The organism is Marinoscillum sp. MHG1-6, assembly GCF_024714475.1.
Classification (GTDB): Bacteria; Bacteroidota; Bacteroidia; order Cytophagales; family Cyclobacteriaceae; genus JAMZMI01.
This window is the reverse complement of record NZ_JAMZMI010000002.1, coordinates 553,296-572,367: the sequence shown is the minus strand read 5'-3', so window position 1 is coordinate 572,367 and position 19,072 is coordinate 553,296. Positions and strand designations below refer to the sequence as shown.

At 41.1% G+C, this 19,072-nt stretch carries 21 protein-coding genes; 8 read left to right on the top strand and 13 right to left on the bottom strand.

The features are described from left to right. Nucleotides 1-137: 137 nt before the first annotated feature. The 3 genes from NXR94_RS06250 to NXR94_RS06240 all read right to left on the bottom strand — a co-directional run bounded on the left by NXR94_RS06250 (nt 138) and on the right by NXR94_RS06240 (nt 1,941). The gene (locus tag NXR94_RS06250) at nt 138-917 is read right to left on the bottom strand and encodes an anti-sigma factor (protein WP_258103737.1); all 780 of its coding nucleotides are present in this window, start codon (nt 915-917) and stop codon (nt 138-140) included. Further along, nucleotides 910-1,455 carry an RNA polymerase sigma factor gene (locus NXR94_RS06245; protein WP_258103735.1) on the bottom strand — a complete coding sequence of 182 codons (546 nt, stop codon included), beginning with the start codon at nt 1,453-1,455 and terminating at the stop codon, nt 910-912. The genes NXR94_RS06250 and NXR94_RS06245 overlap by 8 nt, the downstream gene beginning before the upstream one ends. Nucleotides 1,456-1,581: 126 nt before the next feature. Next, nucleotides 1,582-1,941, bottom strand: coding sequence for a hypothetical protein (locus NXR94_RS06240; protein ID WP_258103734.1), 360 nt, complete (start codon nt 1,939-1,941; stop codon nt 1,582-1,584). A gap of 187 nt (nt 1,942-2,128) precedes the next feature. Between NXR94_RS06240 and NXR94_RS06235 the strand changes: the two genes are divergently transcribed. Next, nucleotides 2,129-2,425 (top strand): hypothetical protein, encoded by a 297-nt coding sequence (locus NXR94_RS06235; protein WP_258103733.1) that lies wholly within the window; start codon nt 2,129-2,131, stop codon nt 2,423-2,425. On the opposite strand, the gene NXR94_RS06230 is transcribed toward NXR94_RS06235, so the two are convergent. The 6 genes from NXR94_RS06230 to pyrF all read right to left on the bottom strand — a co-directional run bounded on the left by NXR94_RS06230 (nt 2,426) and on the right by pyrF (nt 8,430). Then, nucleotides 2,426-3,283 (bottom strand): nucleoside phosphorylase, encoded by an 858-nt coding sequence (locus NXR94_RS06230; RefSeq protein WP_258103732.1) that lies wholly within the window; start codon nt 3,281-3,283, stop codon nt 2,426-2,428. Nucleotides 3,284-3,405: 122 nt separating this feature from the next. Continuing rightward, nucleotides 3,406-4,365, bottom strand: coding sequence for a rhodanese-related sulfurtransferase (locus tag NXR94_RS06225; RefSeq protein WP_258103731.1), 960 nt, complete (start codon nt 4,363-4,365; stop codon nt 3,406-3,408). Between the two features lie 51 nt (nt 4,366-4,416). Next, on the bottom strand, nt 4,417-5,055 hold the full coding sequence (locus tag NXR94_RS06220; RefSeq protein WP_258103730.1) for an acetyltransferase: 639 nt from the start codon (nt 5,053-5,055) through the stop codon (nt 4,417-4,419). Between the two features lie 23 nt (nt 5,056-5,078). Further along, nucleotides 5,079-6,302, bottom strand: coding sequence for a hypothetical protein (locus NXR94_RS06215; RefSeq protein WP_258103729.1), 1,224 nt, complete (start codon nt 6,300-6,302; stop codon nt 5,079-5,081). Between the two features lie 3 nt (nt 6,303-6,305). Beyond that, nucleotides 6,306-7,577 carry a DUF2851 family protein gene (locus NXR94_RS06210; protein WP_258103728.1) on the bottom strand — a complete coding sequence of 424 codons (1,272 nt, stop codon included), beginning with the start codon at nt 7,575-7,577 and terminating at the stop codon, nt 6,306-6,308. A gap of 34 nt (nt 7,578-7,611) precedes the next feature. After that, on the bottom strand, nt 7,612-8,430 hold the full coding sequence (pyrF, locus tag NXR94_RS06205; RefSeq protein WP_258103727.1) for an orotidine-5'-phosphate decarboxylase: 819 nt from the start codon (nt 8,428-8,430) through the stop codon (nt 7,612-7,614). Between the two features lie 141 nt (nt 8,431-8,571). Between pyrF and NXR94_RS06200 the strand changes: the two genes are divergently transcribed. Beyond that, nucleotides 8,572-9,603, top strand: coding sequence for a hypothetical protein (locus tag NXR94_RS06200; protein WP_258103726.1), 1,032 nt, complete (start codon nt 8,572-8,574; stop codon nt 9,601-9,603). Nucleotides 9,604-9,838: 235 nt separating this feature from the next. On the opposite strand, the gene NXR94_RS06195 is transcribed toward NXR94_RS06200, so the two are convergent. From NXR94_RS06195 to NXR94_RS06185, 3 genes are read right to left on the bottom strand one after another with little or no spacing between them, the layout of a single operon-like run. Then, a complete protein-coding gene (locus NXR94_RS06195; RefSeq protein WP_258103725.1) occupies nt 9,839-10,468 on the bottom strand; it encodes an outer membrane lipoprotein carrier protein LolA in 630 nt (209 codons plus the stop codon). A gap of 19 nt (nt 10,469-10,487) precedes the next feature. Further along, a complete protein-coding gene (locus NXR94_RS06190; protein WP_258103724.1) occupies nt 10,488-13,001 on the bottom strand; it encodes a DNA translocase FtsK in 2,514 nt (837 codons plus the stop codon). Nucleotides 13,002-13,043: 42 nt separating this feature from the next. Then, the gene (locus tag NXR94_RS06185; protein WP_258103723.1) at nt 13,044-14,072 is read right to left on the bottom strand and encodes a quinone-dependent dihydroorotate dehydrogenase; all 1,029 of its coding nucleotides are present in this window, start codon (nt 14,070-14,072) and stop codon (nt 13,044-13,046) included. A 212-nt stretch (nt 14,073-14,284) separates the two neighbouring features. Here NXR94_RS06185 and NXR94_RS06180 point away from each other — a divergent pair, with 212 nt between their 5' ends. Further along, entirely contained in the window at nt 14,285-14,848 is a 564-nt protein-coding gene (locus tag NXR94_RS06180; RefSeq protein ID WP_258103721.1) for a SiaB family protein kinase, read from the top strand. A gap of 18 nt (nt 14,849-14,866) precedes the next feature. Here the strand turns inward: NXR94_RS06180 and xerD are convergent, their stop codons facing one another. After that, on the bottom strand, nt 14,867-15,766 hold the full coding sequence (gene xerD / locus NXR94_RS06175; RefSeq protein WP_258103720.1) for a site-specific tyrosine recombinase XerD: 900 nt from the start codon (nt 15,764-15,766) through the stop codon (nt 14,867-14,869). A gap of 22 nt (nt 15,767-15,788) precedes the next feature. Between xerD and aroQ the strand changes: the two genes are divergently transcribed. The 5 genes from aroQ to NXR94_RS06150 all read left to right on the top strand — a co-directional run bounded on the left by aroQ (nt 15,789) and on the right by NXR94_RS06150 (nt 19,063). Beyond that, complete coding sequence (gene aroQ, locus NXR94_RS06170) at nt 15,789-16,202, top strand: type II 3-dehydroquinate dehydratase (protein ID WP_258103719.1); 414 nt, start codon at nt 15,789-15,791, stop codon at nt 16,200-16,202. Beyond that, nucleotides 16,202-17,254: an aminotransferase class V-fold PLP-dependent enzyme gene (locus NXR94_RS06165; RefSeq protein WP_258103718.1), complete on the top strand. Its 1,053-nt coding sequence runs from the start codon at nt 16,202-16,204 to the stop codon at nt 17,252-17,254. The genes aroQ and NXR94_RS06165 overlap by 1 nt, the downstream gene beginning before the upstream one ends. A gap of 71 nt (nt 17,255-17,325) precedes the next feature. Continuing rightward, on the top strand, nt 17,326-17,901 hold the full coding sequence (locus tag NXR94_RS06160) for a MarC family protein (RefSeq protein WP_258103717.1): 576 nt from the start codon (nt 17,326-17,328) through the stop codon (nt 17,899-17,901). Then, the gene (gene rnhA / locus NXR94_RS06155) at nt 17,898-18,353 is read left to right on the top strand and encodes a ribonuclease HI (protein ID WP_258103716.1); all 456 of its coding nucleotides are present in this window, start codon (nt 17,898-17,900) and stop codon (nt 18,351-18,353) included. Before NXR94_RS06160 ends, rnhA begins: the two co-directional genes overlap by 4 nt. Then, nucleotides 18,353-19,063, top strand: coding sequence for a tRNA1(Val) (adenine(37)-N6)-methyltransferase (locus tag NXR94_RS06150; RefSeq protein WP_258103715.1), 711 nt, complete (start codon nt 18,353-18,355; stop codon nt 19,061-19,063). Before rnhA ends, NXR94_RS06150 begins: the two co-directional genes overlap by 1 nt. Nucleotides 19,064-19,072: the final 9 nt, after the last annotated feature.

Genomic DNA, 19,072 nt, shown 5'->3' with positions numbered 1-19,072 from the left:
ATTATTACTTAAAAACGGCTATATATACGTAAGCCATTTTAAGGTTGGATTTCAAAAGATGATTTTTTTTCGAAAAATATTAATCATAAAAAAAGGCCCTTCATGGGCCTTTTTGTTTTGCTTCAATTTTATGAGAGTTATACTTTTCCAAGGACTTGCATAGTAGATAGGGTAGGTGATTCACTACCGCCTTTTGGTTCTACCGTGACTGCGAAGGCATCGGCTTTAGCAATGTTCTTCATGATCTGAAAGGTACCAGTGCTGGCGTCAAAAACCCCAGCATCAATAGGCTGTCCATCCACCAGTGCCCACAACTGGTATTGTTGATCAGTTGGAAGGCTGGCTAGGGTTGAGCTATTTAAGAATACCTTTTCCTGTTTGGAGTTCCAATATATTACTGCTTTTACGTCAGGAGCGTTTTCAGTTCCATCCATGATGATTCTTTGGTATTCCGGGCTGATTAGCACCGCTACATCCTGTCTCAGGTTGTTTAAGTCGTTATTTACTCTGTTAAAACTTTCTGCCAGTTGCAAATTTTGAGCGATCAGGCTGGTAAGCTCATTATCTGTTGTTCGCCATTGGCTGTAGAAATATGCTGCTAATACACTTGTGAACAAAGCAAATAAGATGCTCGCAGCCATGGCCATTCTCCAACCACCTGATGAACCTTTGTCTATAGGTTTGATATGTGATGAAACAGATGGATGCTCCATGATCGTGCGCTTGATCACAGGAGACGCACTAATTCCCAATCTGATAGCCAACAGTTCGATCAGTTTTTGGATGTTGTAAAACTCCAGCATAGCTTCTTTATCGCTGGCGATCAATTCCTCCACTTCACGGGTCTCTTCGTTATTCAGATCTCCGGTAATGTAGCTCTCGAGATAACCTTGTGATATGATTTCTTCTTTATCCAAAATCTTTACTTAATTGGGTTCTGATGTTCTTTAAACAACTTCTTAATTTCGTTTTTACCGAACCAAGCGGCATGTCCTCATTCTTGCTTATCTCGGCATGGGAATAGCCCATGAAGAAATTGAGTTGAATCAGTTTTTTGCACATTTCGCCAATTTTTGAAAGTACATCAGCCAGGCCGATATAATCCTCTTTTCCTAAATCTGACGAGTCAAAAATATCTACGTAACCGTCTATGTCATTAGATTTCTCAAAGGCCTTGAAATTTTTTGATCTAAGCGTGTCAATGGCCTGATTGCGAGCAATACGATACATCCAGGTAAACAACGTACCCTTAGATGGATCATATTTATCAATTTGATCCCAAATTTTGATAAACACGTCATGAAGTGTTTCTTCAGCGGCTTCCTGATTTCTTAGTGTCCGGAGTATAATACCGAAAAGAGCTTCGGAGTAATTTTCATAGAGATAGTCGAGTGCGGTGGTATCGCGACTCTTTATCCTTTTGATCAGGACTGTATTTAGATCTAAGGTCTGCAATAAAATTTCTTTAGTTTCTTACCTAATGTATTAATTCTTTAGAACATACAAGTAAGTAAACCCGAAATTGTTCTAGATCAATGCGTTATGAATCGTTTTTAACGGAGCTTGTCTAAAATGGGGCGATTAATAATCGTCGTCCCCGTCATCATCATCGTCCTCCCCGTCTGAAAGGTAATCGGCCATATGGTTAAGGTCACCATATTTATCTTCATAATCATCTTTTACACTCTCCTTGAGCATACCATCTTCATCATAGTCTTCATCGTCCTCCACAATGGCTCTGGCCTCCTCACGCGTCATTCTTACCAGGTAGTACTTTTCGTCGGTCTCAAATGGTAGCGCCGTAACGCGTTTTCCTTCTCTATCTGTGAAGTGAATAAGTTTATCATGAAAACCGAATGGAAAAGCTAATTTGATCTGCTCCTGGGTAGTTGGGTCCAGTTTTTCAAAATCTTTGATTACACGTGGTTTTGATGATTGCATGATGATTTTTTTAGTAAAGTAAAAAACGGGTTTTAATATTCAAATTTTTCCGCGAAAGAAGTGCAAAATCTCATGATGGGCAATAGTGCATTCTGAGATACTACTATTTTTTTGATTGAATAATTACTCATTTGTCATTGTTATTCGAAACCAGAATTTCTAATTTCCATCAAATTCAGTATTTATCATGGCAAAAAAGCAAACAAATACGACTGAAGACCCTAAGGGTCAGGTTGAAAATATTTTAGCCGAGCTAGGTAAAAAAATTGATCATCTTATCCACGAGACCAAAGGAGCTAAAGATGAGGTCAGGGATGAGGTAGAAAAGAAGATCAAAGACTTAAAAAAGAAAAAGGAGAAGCTCGAAGAAGATTTCAATAACTACAAAGAAAAAAACAGCGATAAATGGGTGGATGCCAAAGAGCATTTAAATCTGGCGTTGGATGAGCTCCGAAAGGCTCTTTTGGTAGTGTTAAAAAAGTAACTAGATCCTTTCCAGTACCTTTTTAATAAGCGAATCAATGACCTTGTTTGGGTCTTTGGAAAATCGTTCTCTTACCCTGTTTGCAACAATGGCGTTCATGCTGATCATCTCATGTCCAAGCATTCTTGCCATGGCATAATAGCCGGCAGTTTCCATTTCCAGATTTGTGAGCCAAAGCTCCTTATGGTGAAAGTAAGTTAGCTGATCAATGAGATTGGGATACTTGATTGGAATGCGTAATTCCCTTCCCTGGGGAGCGTAAAAACCGTGACAGGTGACGGTATTTCCTATATTGAAAGCGTCACTGAATAGTTCAATGAGTTTGTCGGAGGCTCTGATGCAGTACGGCAAATAAGGTAGCTCGATTTCCTTTTGTAGCTTATGGCACACTTCCAATTCGAACTCGGTCATGTCCAGTTTGTAAAAGTGCATCATCGGGTCCAGCCCAATCCCGTATTCGCTTAGTACATGGGAGCCTAGCCTCATGTCTTCCTGGATACTTCCTGAGGTCCCAATACGAACAATCTGCAGACTTGTTTTTTTCTCTTTCGGCTCTCTTTTTTTAAGATCAATATTCACCAGTGCATCCAGCTCGGTCATGAGAATTTCTACGTTGTCAGTCCCCATGCCTGTACTGATCACGGTGATTCTCTTGTCCTTGTATTTTCCAACGTGAGTAATGAATTCACGCTTGTTCATTTCAAACTCAATCGTGTCGAAATGGCTGGAAACACGATGAACCCTACTTGGATCTCCCACTGTGATAATTTTATCAGAGATGTCTCCAGGCTTGAGATTTAGGTGATAGATGCTTCCATCAGGATTTACAATGAGGTCTGTATCCGAATATTTAGGCATGGGTGAGCTAGTTGCACGATAATTTAGTTTCTCGTTTCGTCATCACCAAATAAGTGCCCCTCAAGGAGCCGAAAAGCATATTAAAAAAGGGAGATTTAATTAAAACCTCCCTTTTTGATGCATTATGCAGTTGTTGTTTTCCGTTTAAGACCTTTATAAGGATTGTAGCCATTCATCTCCTTTTGGTAATACCCGGAACCATCGTAAGGTCTTACCTCCGGATTCTTTGAGCATTCTTCGCTACAGCAGCCGTTATAAATTTCAGCACCCTCCTCGCTCATTGGAATGTGCTTATTACAATGTGGGTTTGCACAGTTAACCATTCGATCGGAAGGCTTTCCAGTCACAAAGCATTTAGAAATAACCTTGGGATTTACCTGGTTAAGGTCTTTTACGATTCGGTTATCGAAGACATAGCATTTTCCTTCAAAGTCTTCACCTTCAGCTTCAATGCCATATTTGATAATTCCACCATGTAGTTGGTGCACATCTTCAAACCCCTGATCTAGCAAATAGGCACTTGCTTTTTCGCATTTGATTCCTCCGGTGCAGTAAGTGATCACCTTTTTGTTTTTGAGGTGTTCTAGTTCCTTTACCTTCTCAGGGAAGTCCCTGAAATTTTCAATGTCTAGGGTGATAGCATTTTTGAATTTGCCAATGTTATGCTCGTAATTAGATCGCACATCCAGAATGACCGTGTCTTCAGGTTGCGCTCTCAGGATTTCTCTGAACTCTTCCGGCTCAACATATCCTCCGGTCTTCTTACGAGGATCGATGTTTGGGAGGCTCGCGTGTACAATTTCAGGTTTTACACGAACATGAAGTTTTTCAAAAGTATGTTCGGGAGCAGTATCAACTTTAAATTCTATGTCCGAAAACCTGGGATCATCTTTTACCTCCTGCATATAGGTTTCACAGTCTGCTGCCAATCCTGACACTGTTCCGTTCAAACCTTCTTCTGCGATAATAATGCGACCTTTTAATCCCAGTTCAAGACATCTCAAGTGATGTTGCTCTCTAAACTCCTCCGGATCCTCGATCCTGGAGTAACAATAGTAAAGTAGTACTGAATATTCGTTCATAACTAAGTTCCGTTTCCTGCGGAATGTTTGAATGATCTATTTCAAAAGTAATTATTTCTCAATCGCTGTTGCCGGATTACCGAAAACAGTCACCTTATCCGCGATGTCAGCTACCACAACAGATCCTGCACCCACACGTGCATTTTTTCCTATTTTAACTCCGTTTACAACCGTAGCACCGGCTCCGATAAACGCTCCCTCCTCAATGGTTACATTGGCTCCAATCACTGCACCAGCCCCAACCTGAACGAAGTCACCTATTTCGACATCATGCTCAATCGTGGCCCTTGAGTGGATAAGGCATTGCTGACCTATCTTAGAATTTGCTCCGACCACCGCTCCTGCGTTAATGAAGTTTCCATGTCCAATCGAGGCAAAACCTGAAATGATAGCTGACTGATGGACAGCATTCACTGGCATGACCTTTCTGGAGTCAATCAACATTTTAACCCATTTTTTTCTAATGGGGTTTTCATCCGTTGCCACAAAGGCCTCACACTTTTGACCAATAAGTTTTAGGAAACCATGATCATCCGTTTTCCCTAAAACCGTCACATCGTCGATTTCTTTCCCATGCCACTCTTTATCATCTTCCAGAAAGCCATACACCACAATGTTATTGCTCTTGAAAATTTCCAAGGCTGCAGTTCCAATTCCCTTCGCTCCGAATATGATTACCGGTTTATCCATAGTTAAAAAATAAGTTTGCAAAGTTAGCTTTTTAGCCGGTCTTGTAAAAGAGAGGAGGATAATGGGATAGATATGATATATATCATCAACGGGAGGTAGATAGCTTTATACCTCATGAGTGTGCCAATATTGGGGGAGGAAAGGGGGAAAATAGTGGCACAAGTCAGGATATAACCTAAAACGAGTATAGCTGGAAAATGAATTTTCATCGGTCGCTTGATATAGTAACAGAATGATGCAATTGTTAATAAAGCAACGCACAGGTTCTCCAACCCATAAGGCAAATATATTAAGGTGTCAGACTTGAAAATGGGCCTGAAAAGGCCAATAGATATAGACTGAGGGAGGTTGGTGAAGATGCTGACCCAGGTTGGCTCAATATCAAAGCTAAAGTACTTACCATCCTGTGAGAGGCTGACCATCAAGTGGTAATTTTCGGTGATGGCATAGGGGAATCTTAGCAAGTTGAGATTTGCACTTAGATAACTCGCGGCAATGACCATGATTGGAAGTACGAATGACCAAAAGGTCAATTTTGACCTGATGGAAGTCAAAGCTGAAGCAAAATGGACCTCTATCAGGGTAATGATAAATCCGATGGCAGTAAGAGCAAAAATGAAATATCTAAGCTCCCAGATGAGATAAAAGGAGATCAAAACCCCAATGGCTTCCCATGGGGAGGTTTTTTTTCGGAGTAATAATTTGAGGCAAATAGCTGTGATGAATAAAAAAGCAGAAAAAATAATTGAATCTTTCAGAATACCAGATGTCCAAAAGATGGGGCCGGGAAAAATTAAGAAGCCTAATGCTGCGGCATATTTATGACTGGGGAATAAGCCGACCATGTTTTTATATAAATACCAGACCGACGCAAAAGATAAGAGGCTGAAGTAAAGACTGATAATCCAATAATTGTTGTTAGTTAATAGCGAGAGGATACTCACTATTTTGATGAAAAAGTCGTTTCGTGCTTCGGCTTTGTAATGCGGAAAATGGGAAGAGAGTAAATAATCGATGTACTGATCTGGTGTTACGTTAGCCAGGTCAGCCAGTTCGTTGGCTTTTGTGAAAAAATGCACCGTATCTCCCTCTTCGAAGTGAATAAAAAACGTCCACCCGAAGATGAGGGCCAGGGCCATGCGCCATATCAATCCTGCGTAGTACCAGGGTTTTAATTCAGAGTTGGCTTTAGTGCCAAAGAACCATACTACAAAGGCGATAAAACTTATGTGTGCAAAGAGAAGCATTACCTAATGCTGCAAGATAGCCACTCCGATATTACATTGGAGGCATTTTTTACGTTCACACAATTCGTTGTATTGATAAATCAATGCCTGAGAATCGTAGGCATTGTTGCACGGAATACTGATCTCCTGCCAGGCCCTGGTGATTTTATTGTTTTCTGCTTTAATAGCACTGAGCATATTGATGGCTTTGGCAATGAGTAGCTGGTCGTCTGAGTACTTTGAATAGGCGACCAGCAGGGGGACGACGGTATTAATGATAATATTATCAATTGATTGCTGTCCCAACCGGTTGGCTCCTTTAGTGAGGGGTTTTCCAAAATCATAATGACCAGTCCAATAGTCATTCAACTCAATATTCAAAGTTCGATAAAGGTCTTTAGTAGTTGTTGTTGACATGAAAAGATCAAATGGATGTTTCAGTTGCATAAGCACCTGCCCAAATTGAGCCAACCGAATGGTCGGGAAGTTGGCCGGACGAAGTCTTGAAAATTTCCATTCGTGCCGGGAGAGCATACGTTTGAGTTGGTATTTGGTCTTGAGAAACTGAAATTCTTTAAAGAGTGAAAAGGAATAGTCATCATTTGGATTGGCAAGCATGCCAGCAGTTCCAAATATCAGCGCCATAGTTTTTGATTCGGAATGCAGATTCTTTCTCAGGATGCTAAAGGGTAGAACTGAAGTCACTTGCTCAAAGGCTAGCTTGTTCGTTGAAAAACCGAAATTTCTTGCAAGAGCTCTGTAAGTTGTTTCTTCCCAATCAAATTGGGTCGCTTCGGCGATGTTCATTATCATACTTGATTTTTGCTCTAAACGTGCAGTTAAAGCTTTGTCAAACATGGATGTAATGTGAATATGGTCAAGACCTGAAATCGACCTTTCACACCGTAGCGTTTTGGGTTGATTGATATAGCAGCGGTAATTATACTCCAATAGGCCATCTGAGAATTTCGATATTTCAAAGGTAGGAATCTCTCTGCCTGCCTCGTCAAAAACCACTTTATCATGAGTATATACCACATGAAGAATGACGTTATTATAGTCGGGGTTGATCTCATGTTTATGATGGTACCAGTCACTGGATTTATGGTGTACTTCTACCGATCCGGACCATTCCAGTTCGTCTATAATGATTTTGGCCTCAAGGAAATCGGGACCGGCATTATGATTCTGGAATCCGGTTTTGATCACTCTAATTTCGGAACCATCTGTAAGGGTTAGAGGTAGTGGCTCAAACTTCTGATACTTCCAGAGGTATTGAATAAATAGTTCATCCATCTTAGCGGCGATTTGCCGTTAAGATAATAAACCGTTATTTGAATTGTTGTAATTGCTGTGACATATTTTGCTGAAGTTCCTTGGCCGCCTTACCAGCATCCTGAGCAAAATTCTTGTCATTTCCGGCATAGATGATACCTCTTGATGAATTGACTATGAGCCCACATTGCTTATTCATTCCATATTTGCATACGGATTCAAGACTTCCTCCCTGGGCACCGACTCCCGGGATTAACAGAAAGCTATCCGGTACTATCGTACGGACAGAAACAAGTGACTCTGGACGGGTAGCACCTACAACATACATCAGGTTGTCAGCATCTCCCCATTCGATACTCTTCCGGATAACCCGCTCGTAAAGTTTTTCCCCATGGTTTTCTATCATCAAATCCTGAAAATCAAAAGAACCATGATTTGAAGTAGCTGCCAGCAAGATGACCCATTTCCCGTCATATTGTAGGAATGGCGTTACAGAATCCTCACCCATATATGGGTTGACTGTCACGGAGTCAAAAGAGAACTCCTCAAAAAATGCCTTTGCATACATGCTGGAAGTGTTTCCAATATCCGCACGCTTGGCATCAGCGATCGTGAATATATCCTTGGGAATGTACTCAACTGTTTTCGCCAGGGATTCCCATCCTTTGGGGCCAAGAGCCTCGTAAAATGCCAGGTTAGGCTTATATGCGATGGTTGACTGATACGTCGCATCGATAATCTGCTTGTTAAACTCAAAAATGGGATCATCCTCGTTTAGCAAATGTGCCGGGATCCGACTAATGTCGGTATCCAGACCAACGCATAAAAATGATTCTTTGGCTACGATATTCTTGAAAAGCTCCTGACGGGTCATGGTTAAGTGATTTGGGGCGCAATTTACTGAGATTTGATAAAAGGGGAGGTGATGTATGGCAATGTTTGACTGGCCTAAAAATCAGTTGACTTTTCTGTTATTTATTAATCCACTAACTTTTAGTGGACCCAAGATGCGATTATGGATAACCCCAAGTCATTTACGGCTCTTGATTTGAAAACCAGGGTGGCCTGTCTGATCAGTTATGCTGCTGTTTTTAATGATGTTATTAGCATCAAAGAATTAAGCGAGCGCCTGTCGGAGGACCAAGTCAGGGTTATGGATATCATTAAGGTTTTGGAGATAGAGGAAAAGGTGATTGTCAGAAAAGGATTTGTCGGGCTGATTCATTTAGATGATAAAATCGATTTAAAGGCAGGAGATTTTCAACGAGCTCAAAAATTGATCAGGCAAAAGAAAAAGCGGTTGAAGCGGCTAGGGAAATTGCCTTTTATTAAGTTTTTGGCGATTTCAGGGTCTTTAGCAGCAGGTAATCCTGTTGAACTTAAAGGAGAGCACTTGGATGTTGATGTCTTTGTGGTCACACGTCGCAACTGCATATGGCTGGTCGGTATTTTCATGGCATTTTATACTTTTTTCAATAAGCATAAATGGGGTGCCTATTGCTTTAATCATATCTGGGATGAATCTGATTTGAAGGTGTACAACCCCAATATTTATACAGCTACAGACATCTACAATATGGTTCCTATTTATGGGAAGGGCTTTTATCAAAAGTTTTTGGCGGTCAATCCCTGGGTGCTCAACTTCTACCCATCTCTGAAGAAAACAACTGGGGGTTATGTCACATCAAAGATCGTTATTAATTGGAATAAATTTTTTTATTTACTCTTTACACTTGGCCGGTGTTTTAAAAATCTATCATGGCATCCATTAAGTGAATTGAACTTTAAAATGAACCCCAATCGAGCATTGAACTGGAACCGAAGAGGGGCGGAGCACGGGGGGTATCATGTTTTGGCAATGAAGCGGTTTAAGGAAACCTGTAGTCGGGCTTTTCCGGACATCTATTCTGATAAGCTATTGGAAGTTGTTTTTAGTGATGATTTAAGTCGCTTAATATTAGATAAAAACTGTGATGTTAAATCAATTATTCCGGAAGCTTACCTCGAAGATACTTTGGAGAATTACACCAAATATGAAAGCGCATAAAGTTTAGTAGCAGGGTGCAAAATGAGCGAAATAGTCTGTTATTAGCCTTTTCTACTCGTTTGGCCGATAAGTACCTGTTCAATGACCATTTTGGCTGATCAGAGCTATGTGAACAATGACATCCGATTCATATGGTCAAAGCTTAGTAATTGAAGCAATGCTGAACCGATGAATCGGGTAGATCCAGGTCTTAAGACCCCTTTTGTTTCATCGATTCAGAATAATGTAATCGCTTTTACCTGAAGTCAATCACTTCTACGCTCGGATATTTGGACGGGTTGAACGTGAAATAGGCATCAGAAAGATCCGGTCTTGCTTTAAAGTTTCGGATAGTGTAGGTATAAATATTTCCGGATTTCTCATAAACCCCAAAGTCCATTAACTCATCTTTACTATTAATGGTCATTTTTATTTTGTGGTAGCTTTTGTTTCGGTCCAATGGGTTGAGTTCAATAAATCGATCTCCCTGGGTGTTTTTTGAGACTAAATTGTATTTAAACCCATCCTTATAAAGGTCATAGATGTTACCCATGCTGATTTCCTGCTCCTCTGGCTCGTATGGACTGACTGTAACTTCCTGGATCTCCGGATTATAACTCCATATGTCAGTGCCATCATTATAGATTTGCTGACCAGCCACTTTCAATACATATTTCTCACCTTTTACGGCGATGGTTCCGTTGAAAGTCTCTTCTATATCAATTTCTTTATTGATCATTTTTTGTGAAAAATCAGCTTGATAAGCATTGATTTTTTTGTACTTGGCACTCATCGCATCGAGTACTGCAAGAGCATCAGCGTCGTACTGGGCATTGGCTTGTAGACTGATGATTCCTCCGATGAGTAAGACTAATAGTTTTCGCATTTTCTGGTCTATTTAATTTTTACTTGTCTAACTGTGACAATAATTGTTCCAAAGCGTATTCATCCTGAACTAAAACTTCTCTGGCCTTACTTCCTTCAAAGGGTCCGACGATGCCTGCGGCCTCCAATTGGTCAATTAGTCGGCCTGCTCTGTTATATCCTAATTTTAATTTTCTTTGAATAAGTGAGGTACTTCCCTGTTGGTGAGTCACAATGAGACGAGCCGCATCATCAAAGAGAACATCTCTCTCTGAGAGGTCAACGGCTCCAACGGCGCTGCTATCATCATCTCCGACAAACTCCGGAAGTTGGTATGCTGAATCATATCCTCTTTGATCTCCAATAAACTCACAGACTCTATCTACTTCAGGAGTGTCCACAAAGGCACACTGGAGACGAATAATGTCTGAACCCATAGACAGCAACATATCCCCCTGTCCAACCAACTGATCTGCTCCACCAGCATCCAGGATGGTCCTTGAATCTATCTTAGAAGTAACTCTAAAGGAGAGTCTGGCCGGGAAGTTAGCTTTGATAATACCCGTAATTACATTTACAGAAGGACGCTGTGTTGCTACGATAAGATGGATACCAATAGCCCTGGCCAATTGTGCCAAACGTGCAATCGGGGTTTCAATCTCTTTACCTGCAGTCATCATCAGATCGGCCAGCTCATCAATTACCAGTACTATATAAGGTAAATACCTGTGACCTTTTTCAGGATTAAGTCTTCGGGCTGTGAACTTTTGGTTGTACTCCTTTAGGTTTCTGCATCCGGCATCCTTTAGTAAATCGTAGCGACGATCCATTTCGATACACAAAGAGTTGAGGGTGTGTACTACTTTGGTCGTATCCGTAATGATGGCTTCTTCACTATCAGGAAGCTTGGCCAGGAAATGCCTTTCAAGTTTATTGAATAGTGTCAGCTCAACTTTCTTTGGATCAACCATCACAAATTTTAGCTGAGATGGGTGCTTCTTATAAATTAATGAAGTAATGATGAGGTTCAATCCAACAGATTTACCCTGACCTGTGGCTCCCGCCATCAACAGGTGGGGCATTTTTGCCAGATCTGTTACGTAGACTTCATTGGAAATGGTTTTGCCCAATACAATAGGCAGCTCCTTATCTGATTTACTGAATTTCTCTGTGGTGATCACAGATTTTACATCCACCATTTCCCGGTTTTTATTTGGTACCTCAATACCTATGGTACCTCTTCCCGGTATCGGAGCAATGATCCGTATACCCAATGCTGCGAGACTCAATGCAATATCATCCTCCAGGTTTTTGATTTTGGAGATTTTTACCCCGGCTTCTGGCACAATTTCATAAAGTGTCACAGTCGGGCCGATTGTCGCTTTGATACTGGAAATACCAATCTTAAAGTTGATTAGCGTTTCTATAATGCGATCCTTATTCTGCTCCAGTTCATCCTTAGAAACCTGAATGTCTTTAGCAGGGTACTCAGTTAGTAGATCCGGTTTTGGGTAATTGTATTTTGGAAGATCAAGGGTAGGGTCATAGTTTTCCATTCGATCCATTCGGACCTCATGATCTTCTGCCACCTGCACTTCCATGTCGTCCTCTTTATCTTCGACTGGCGTTTTTTCTTCCGGTATTTCAATAGAAAATGCAGGTTCCTCTGCTGGATTTGGTTTCTTTTTTGGTTTTTCCTCAATTTCCCAGGATTCCACGGTGGTATCGTCTTTCGAATGTCCGTTCTCCTCGAGTTCTACCTCTTGTTTTACCTGATTTAAAAGGAAATCAAGTGATTTGTCTTTCTCTTCGTCGCTTAGATCTTCCAGCGTGAATTCTTCATCATCGGATGATTCACTCTCGAGTGTATCGGTAGTATTGTTGGCTGTTGGTGAATCCGTAACCGTTGAAAATTTCGATTTGAAGTCACTGATGACATTATCTATTAGCGCAAGCCTGGTGATATTGAAGAAATACATATTGAAAACCAGGAACATAAAGATCAGGAAGAGGACCGCTCCCCATCCCATGAGACTCTCTACCAGAATTGCCATTTCATATCCAACACCTCCACTAAGGAACCCCCATTCGGATATCTCATCTGAGCTGAGCATGAAATAGCCCAAAAACATGCTTATCCATACCAGATAAAAGGTCGTAAAGCCAAATGTTTTTGAAATTGAAAGGATCTTTTTTCTCCAGACAATACGATGTCCCATCAAAAAGACCAGGGGAGGAATTAATAATGCTGCCACTCCGAACCATAAGAAAATAAAATAATGTGAAGTAATGGCACCTATCAATCCAAACCAGTTTTCTACTTCTGTCCCCGAAGCCTTGATGTCAGTTTGTGTAAATGCTTCTACTACACTTTGATCAGCCTTGCCGGTTACCAAATAAGAAATAAAGGACACCGCCATAAAAATGGAGCTGAGCAGCAAGAAGAGTCCCACGGCGAGGTGGAACTTTCGATCATTTATGAAGTTCGCCTTGAACTTAAATGATCTTGAACTGCGAGATTTTTCTTTCTGTGTCTTATAAGTGTTTTGCGCCATTATCAGGTATAATGAACAAAAGTAATGGAGTTTTGAGCCTCATCAAAAGTCTGATAGTATTGCTTTGTTGATGTCCTTAATCAGTCCCGGTCCTTTATAGACCAAACCGGAATAAACCTGCACCAGGTTAGCACCGGCTTTGAGCTTTTCTACTGCATCAGTGCCTTTTAATATACCTCCAACAGCAATGATGGGGATATTATTGTTTTTTGACCTAATGTAACGGATTATTTCTGTAGATCTTTTGAAAACCGGTGCACCACTTAATCCTCCGTTGCCAATATTTTCCAGAGTTTCATTACTGGTTACCAACCCTTCACGGTCTATAGTGGTATTTGTCGCGATAATACCATCCAGATTTATCGAACTGGCGATGTCCATGATATCATCAAGTTGACCATCGGTAAGATCAGGGGCGATTTTCAATAAAATAGGTTTGGGTTGGTTTTTTTTCGCATTGGCCTGTTGCAGACTCTGAAGTAGGTTTTGGAGCGGTTCCTTTTCTTGTAGCTTTCTTAGGTCTGGCGTGTTTGGAGAGCTCACATTGACTACAAAATAATCCACCACAGGGTAGAGTATTTCAAAACATTTGAGGTAGTCGCTTTCTGCTTCTTCATTCGGAGTGACCTTGTTTTTACCAATGTTCCCTCCTACAATAACGTCTTTTGGCCGCTTTTGAAGATTTTTGAATGCTTCGTCCATGCCATTGTTATTAAAACCCATCCGATTGATCAACCCATTATCTTGAGGTAGTCTAAATAATCTTGGCTGTGGGTTTCCCGGCTGCGCCAATGGAGTCACAGTGCCTACTTCAATAAAACCAAATCCCATAGAAGCGAACTCGTGAATGAATTCTGCATTTTTATCGAATCCCGCCGCAAGACCAACGGGGTTTTTAAAAGTCAATCCAAAAAGCTCTCTTTCGAGGCGAGGGTCTGAAAATTTGAAAATACCTTCGAAAATCCACCTGAAAGGAGGGAAGAAGAGTAATAGGCGAAGTGACTTGGTAGTGAAGTGATGAGCTCTTTCGGGAGACATCAGAAAGAGAAGGCTTTTTATCAGTGAGTACATTCCTCGTGTTTAAAATCGTCGTGCAAAAATAGAAGTCTTACGGGTTTAGACTTTACATATGACCGTTAATTCACAACACTTTTTGATGCCTGTTTTGAAGATTTGTATGGTAGTATTTTTTAAAATGTTGGCTTTATTTTTTGGAATTATGTCTTAAATTACTGGTTGAACCAGTTTTACTTGCCTTTATCCCAACTGAACTTCGAATAAAAATGAGGCTAAATTTAAGAGATAGTAATCTACTATTGATTCATAAAGGGATCATTACGCCCGACCTGATCAATATGATCATTGAATCACTTGAGCATAGTGTAACCAATTTAGAAAAGGATAGAAAAGTTCGTCGAAAGCTGACGAATGTGTTTATCGAGATCTTTCAAAATGTGGGTTACCATGGTGTGAAACATCCTGATTTTATGAACTCGGATATGGTTATTGTGATCAAGCGTCCTGAGTACTACAAAATCGGATCGAATAATATCATTGAAAAGTCTAAAGTTGAAGGTCTGAAGTCTATTTTGGATAAAATCAACGGCATGGATGCCGAAGAGTTGAGAGAATACTATAAGCATTGCCTTGAGAATAAAGACTTTTCAGAAAAAGGGACAGCAGGTCTTGGGTTTATCGATGTAGCCAGAAAAACCACTCAAAAACTTTATTACGATTTTGAGGATCTGGATGCGGATCATGCCTACTTCTACTTTGAGACTCGGGTGTTGACAGACTACAGTACTGAAGAGAAAACGAAAGAAAAGAAAATAGCACAGGGAGAGTAATTCTCCCTTTTTTATTGCTTAGCTCCTCGGGTGGAAGTCCATGATCACCTGCTTAAGGTACTCTCTGTCTAAATGAGTATAGATTTCCGTTGTGGTTATTGACTCATGACCAAGCATTTCCTGAACTGCCCGCAAATCAGCCCCACCCTCTATCAGGTGAGTGGCAAAGGAGTGTCTGAAAGTATGCGGGCTAATGGATTTATTTAGGTTGATGGATTCAGCCAGGTTTTTGATAATGGTGAAGATCATTACTCTGGTAAGTTTGGCACCTCTCCGGTTAAGAAAAAGAATGTCTTCATGACCCTTCTTGATCTCTAAATGCACCCGAACCTGATCCCGGTAAATTTTGATATATTTTAAAGCAGTACGCCCAATGGGGACAAGCCTTTCCTTACTTCCTTTACCAATTACCCGAATGAAGCCAATGTCTTCGTAGATATTGCTGATTTTCAGGTCGATCAACTCTGATACACGAAGTCCGGAGCTATACAGTGTCTCAAGTATGGCTCGATTCCTGGTGCCTAATTCTGTGCTATGGTCTATGGCTTGAAATAGTGCCTCAATTTCATGGATGTTCAGGGTATCGGGAAGCTTTCTTCCCAGTTTGGGGGCTTCCAGCAACTCCGAAGGGTCCAGGTCAATGAATTGTTCGTAAATCAGGAATCTATAAAAGGCTTTCAGTCCGGAAATGATCCTCGATTGGGAGTATTGAGACAGTCCAAATTCGTTGATATATTCAATAAAATCAATGAGGTCCTGCTGGCTTACTTGTAAAGGTGAGCGTTCAATTCCTTTGATTTCAAAAAACTGCCTTAATTTCGTGATATCCCTCAGATAGGCATCAATGGTATTTTGTGCCAATGACCTTTCCAACTTGAGGTAATTTTTAAACTGCTTGATGTAAATATCCCAATTCACTTCAGGCTAATTTAGATATTCGATGAAGATAATAATTATTAACGGGCCGAATTTAAACTTGCTTGGTACGCGCGAAGTGGATATTTATGGCACTCAAACCTTTGAAGATTATTTCAATACACTCAAAGCAGATTACGCCAATATCGATCTGGAATATTTTCAATCGAATGTTGAGGGCGAATTGATCAACAAGATCCATGAGGTGGGATTTTCCTATGATGGAATAATTGTGAATTTGGCAGGTTATACCCACAGTTCTATTGCACTTGCTGATGCTATTTCCGCTATAAAAACGCCGGTTGTAGAGGTTCATATTTCCAATATACATGCTCGCGAGTCTTTCCGCCACTTAACTTATACAGGTGCGAAAAGCGTAGGTATTATCTCAGGATTGGGATTGAAAGGATACGAATTAGCGCTTAATTACTTCATTTGATGAATACAGCTAATTTTTACCCTGGCCCGTCCAGAGTTTACTCAAACGTGCCGGAGTATATCTATGAAGCCTATATGCAGGGAGTGATGTCTATGAATCACAGAAGCCCGGAATGTATGGAGTTGGTTTCAGAGACCAAGATGATCCTTCGTGAGAAATTGAGAATTCCGGCAGCGTACGAGATTGCATTCACTTCATCTGCAACAGAGAATTGGGAAATTATTGCTCAATCACTTACTGAAAAAGGCAGTTTCCACTTTTATAATGGAGCTTTCGGTCAAAAGTGGTTTGGCTATGCCGATAAGATCACCAAGGCCAAAGGGGTCAAATTTGACATTAATGACGAGTTGCCGCAGGAGGAGGTAGGGGAAGAGTTTGATGTGATTGCCCTAACCCACAATGAAACGTCTACGGGAACGAAAGTCTCAGCAGCCAGGATGGCCCAGTTGAGAAGCGATTATCCTGAACATATTATCACCGTCGATGTCACATCCTCATTGGGAGGTGAACGTATAGATTTTGATTTGGCCGACTACTGGTATGCCTCGGTACAAAAATGTTTGGGTCTTCCTGCCGGTCTGGGACTGATGATTTTGTCACCAGCGGCCATGGAGAAAGCTTACGTTCTAAGTGAAAAGGGTCATTATAATAGTTTGGTAAACATTCTGGAAAACACCAGACACAACCAGACACAATATACCCCTAATGTTTTGGGCATCTATTTACTTAACCGAACTCAAAGAATTTCTAAAGGGATAGACGCCATCAATAAAAAGCTACAACAAAGAATAACATCGTATCACGCATTGGTGAATGATCTGGAAGGAATCGAATTTTTAATTTCAAATGAAAAAGTCCGTTCTCAGACGGTCTTGACTTTGAAGTGTGATGACCCTGCGGCACTAAGAGCTGAAGCAAAGGATCATGAAATAATTCTGGGTGCGGGATATGGTGATCTAAAGCCTCATACTTTCCGGATAGCTAATTTTCCGGCGATCAAAGGACGGGAGATAGATAAGCTCATGACGTTTTTAAGGAAAAAATTTGCGTAGTTATCACCGATTTTATCCTCTGATTGAATTCTTGGAAAATGCTTGTAAACGGTCATTAGCTTTGCGCTGCTATGTTTGAATTTAAGCAAATACTATCCGTTACCTTGATACTGTTTTCGGTTATCGACATCCTGGGAAGTGTTCCCATTATTATTGATCTTCGGAAGAAAATGGGGCATGTTCAATCCGAAAAGGCCACTTTGGTTTCGGGGGTAATCATGGTCGTTTTCCTTTTCCTGGGAGAGAGCATATTGAAGCTATTCGGGATCGATATAGGCTCTTTTGCTATAGCCGGTGCGCTTATCATGTTCTTTCTCGGAATGGAAATGATTTTAGGCATACAGTTTTTTAGAAGTGATGGGAGCGAGCCGGCAGGGTCGCACAGTATTGTTCCCATTGCATTTCCTTTAATAGCGGGTGCAGGTACCATGACTACGTTGATCTCGCTTAAGGCGCTTTATTCTACTTCTAACATTCTCGTTGGGGTCTTTGTTAATCTGGTCTTTGTTTATCTGGTGCTTAAAACCTCGGGGTGGCTGGAGAGTAAAATTGGAGCAGCCGGTTTTAGTATCTTGCGGAAAGTTTTCGGAATCATATTGCTGTCTATAGCAATCAAAATCTTTAAAACACATCTACTTACATTATGATTAAAATTTTCACTGATGGATCGGCCAAGGGGAATCCGGGCCCGGGAGGATATGGAGTAATATTGGACTATCAGGGAAAGAGAAAGGAAATGTCAGAAGGTTTTCGGCTGACCACCAATAACAGAATGGAACTATTAGCGGTGATCAAAGGCCTCGAAGCGATCAAAAAGCCGGGTTGGGAGGTGCTGGTCTATTCGGATTCCAAATACGTGGTGGATGCCGTGGAAAAAGGCTGGTTGGCTGGTTGGGTAACCAAGAATTTTAAAGGGAAGAAAAATTCTGATTTGTGGAAGCGATACTTAAAAGTGGCCGAAAAGCATAAGGTTAAATTCAATTGGATCAAAGGTCATGCCGGGCATCCGGAAAATGAGCGTTGTGACCGGCTGGCCGTTGAAGCTGGAGAAGGGGTGAACCTCAAGGTGGACGAAGTTTTCGAACAGGAGCAGGGATAATGCCTAATTCATATTTTCAGTTTAAGCAATTTCGTGTTGAGCAGGGGAAGGCCGCCATGAAGGTGACCACTGAGGGTTGCATTTTTGGTGGGTTGGTTGAGGTTCAGGATTCCTGCGTTCGCGTTCTGGATATAGGTGCGGGTACGGGGCTGCTATCCCTGATGATTGCTCAGAAACGTACTAATGTGGAGATTGAGGCGGTGGAGATTGAACAGGATGCTTATGATCAATGTCAACATAATTTTTCTCAAAGCCCATGGACCAATAGGCTCCAGGTAATTCATCATTCCGTACAGAATTTCAAGGCCGAAGGTGATTATGATCTTATTATCTCCAATCCACCATTTTTTAAGAATTCCTTAAAAGGAGCTCAAAAAAATGAACAGCTCGCGAAACATGAGCTGGGCCTGACTCAAAGGGACCTGATTGATGTGGTTATAAGGCTGCTTTCTGATGATGGTGCATTTTGGGTACTCTACCCCGAGCAGGAGGCCGATCAATTCCAGCAATTGGCGCTTTTAAAGGGACTGTATTGTCAGAAAGAATGGATCATCCGAAACCATTCACAAGGACCTGCTTTTCGCATTGTGAGGTCCTATTCCAAAAAGGGAAGTTCTTTTTCATCACTCGAATTTGTCATCAAAAACGAAGGAGAATATACTCCGCAGTTTATTAACCTGTTGAGTGATTTTTACCTCGCCCTGGATTAGCCTGGACTC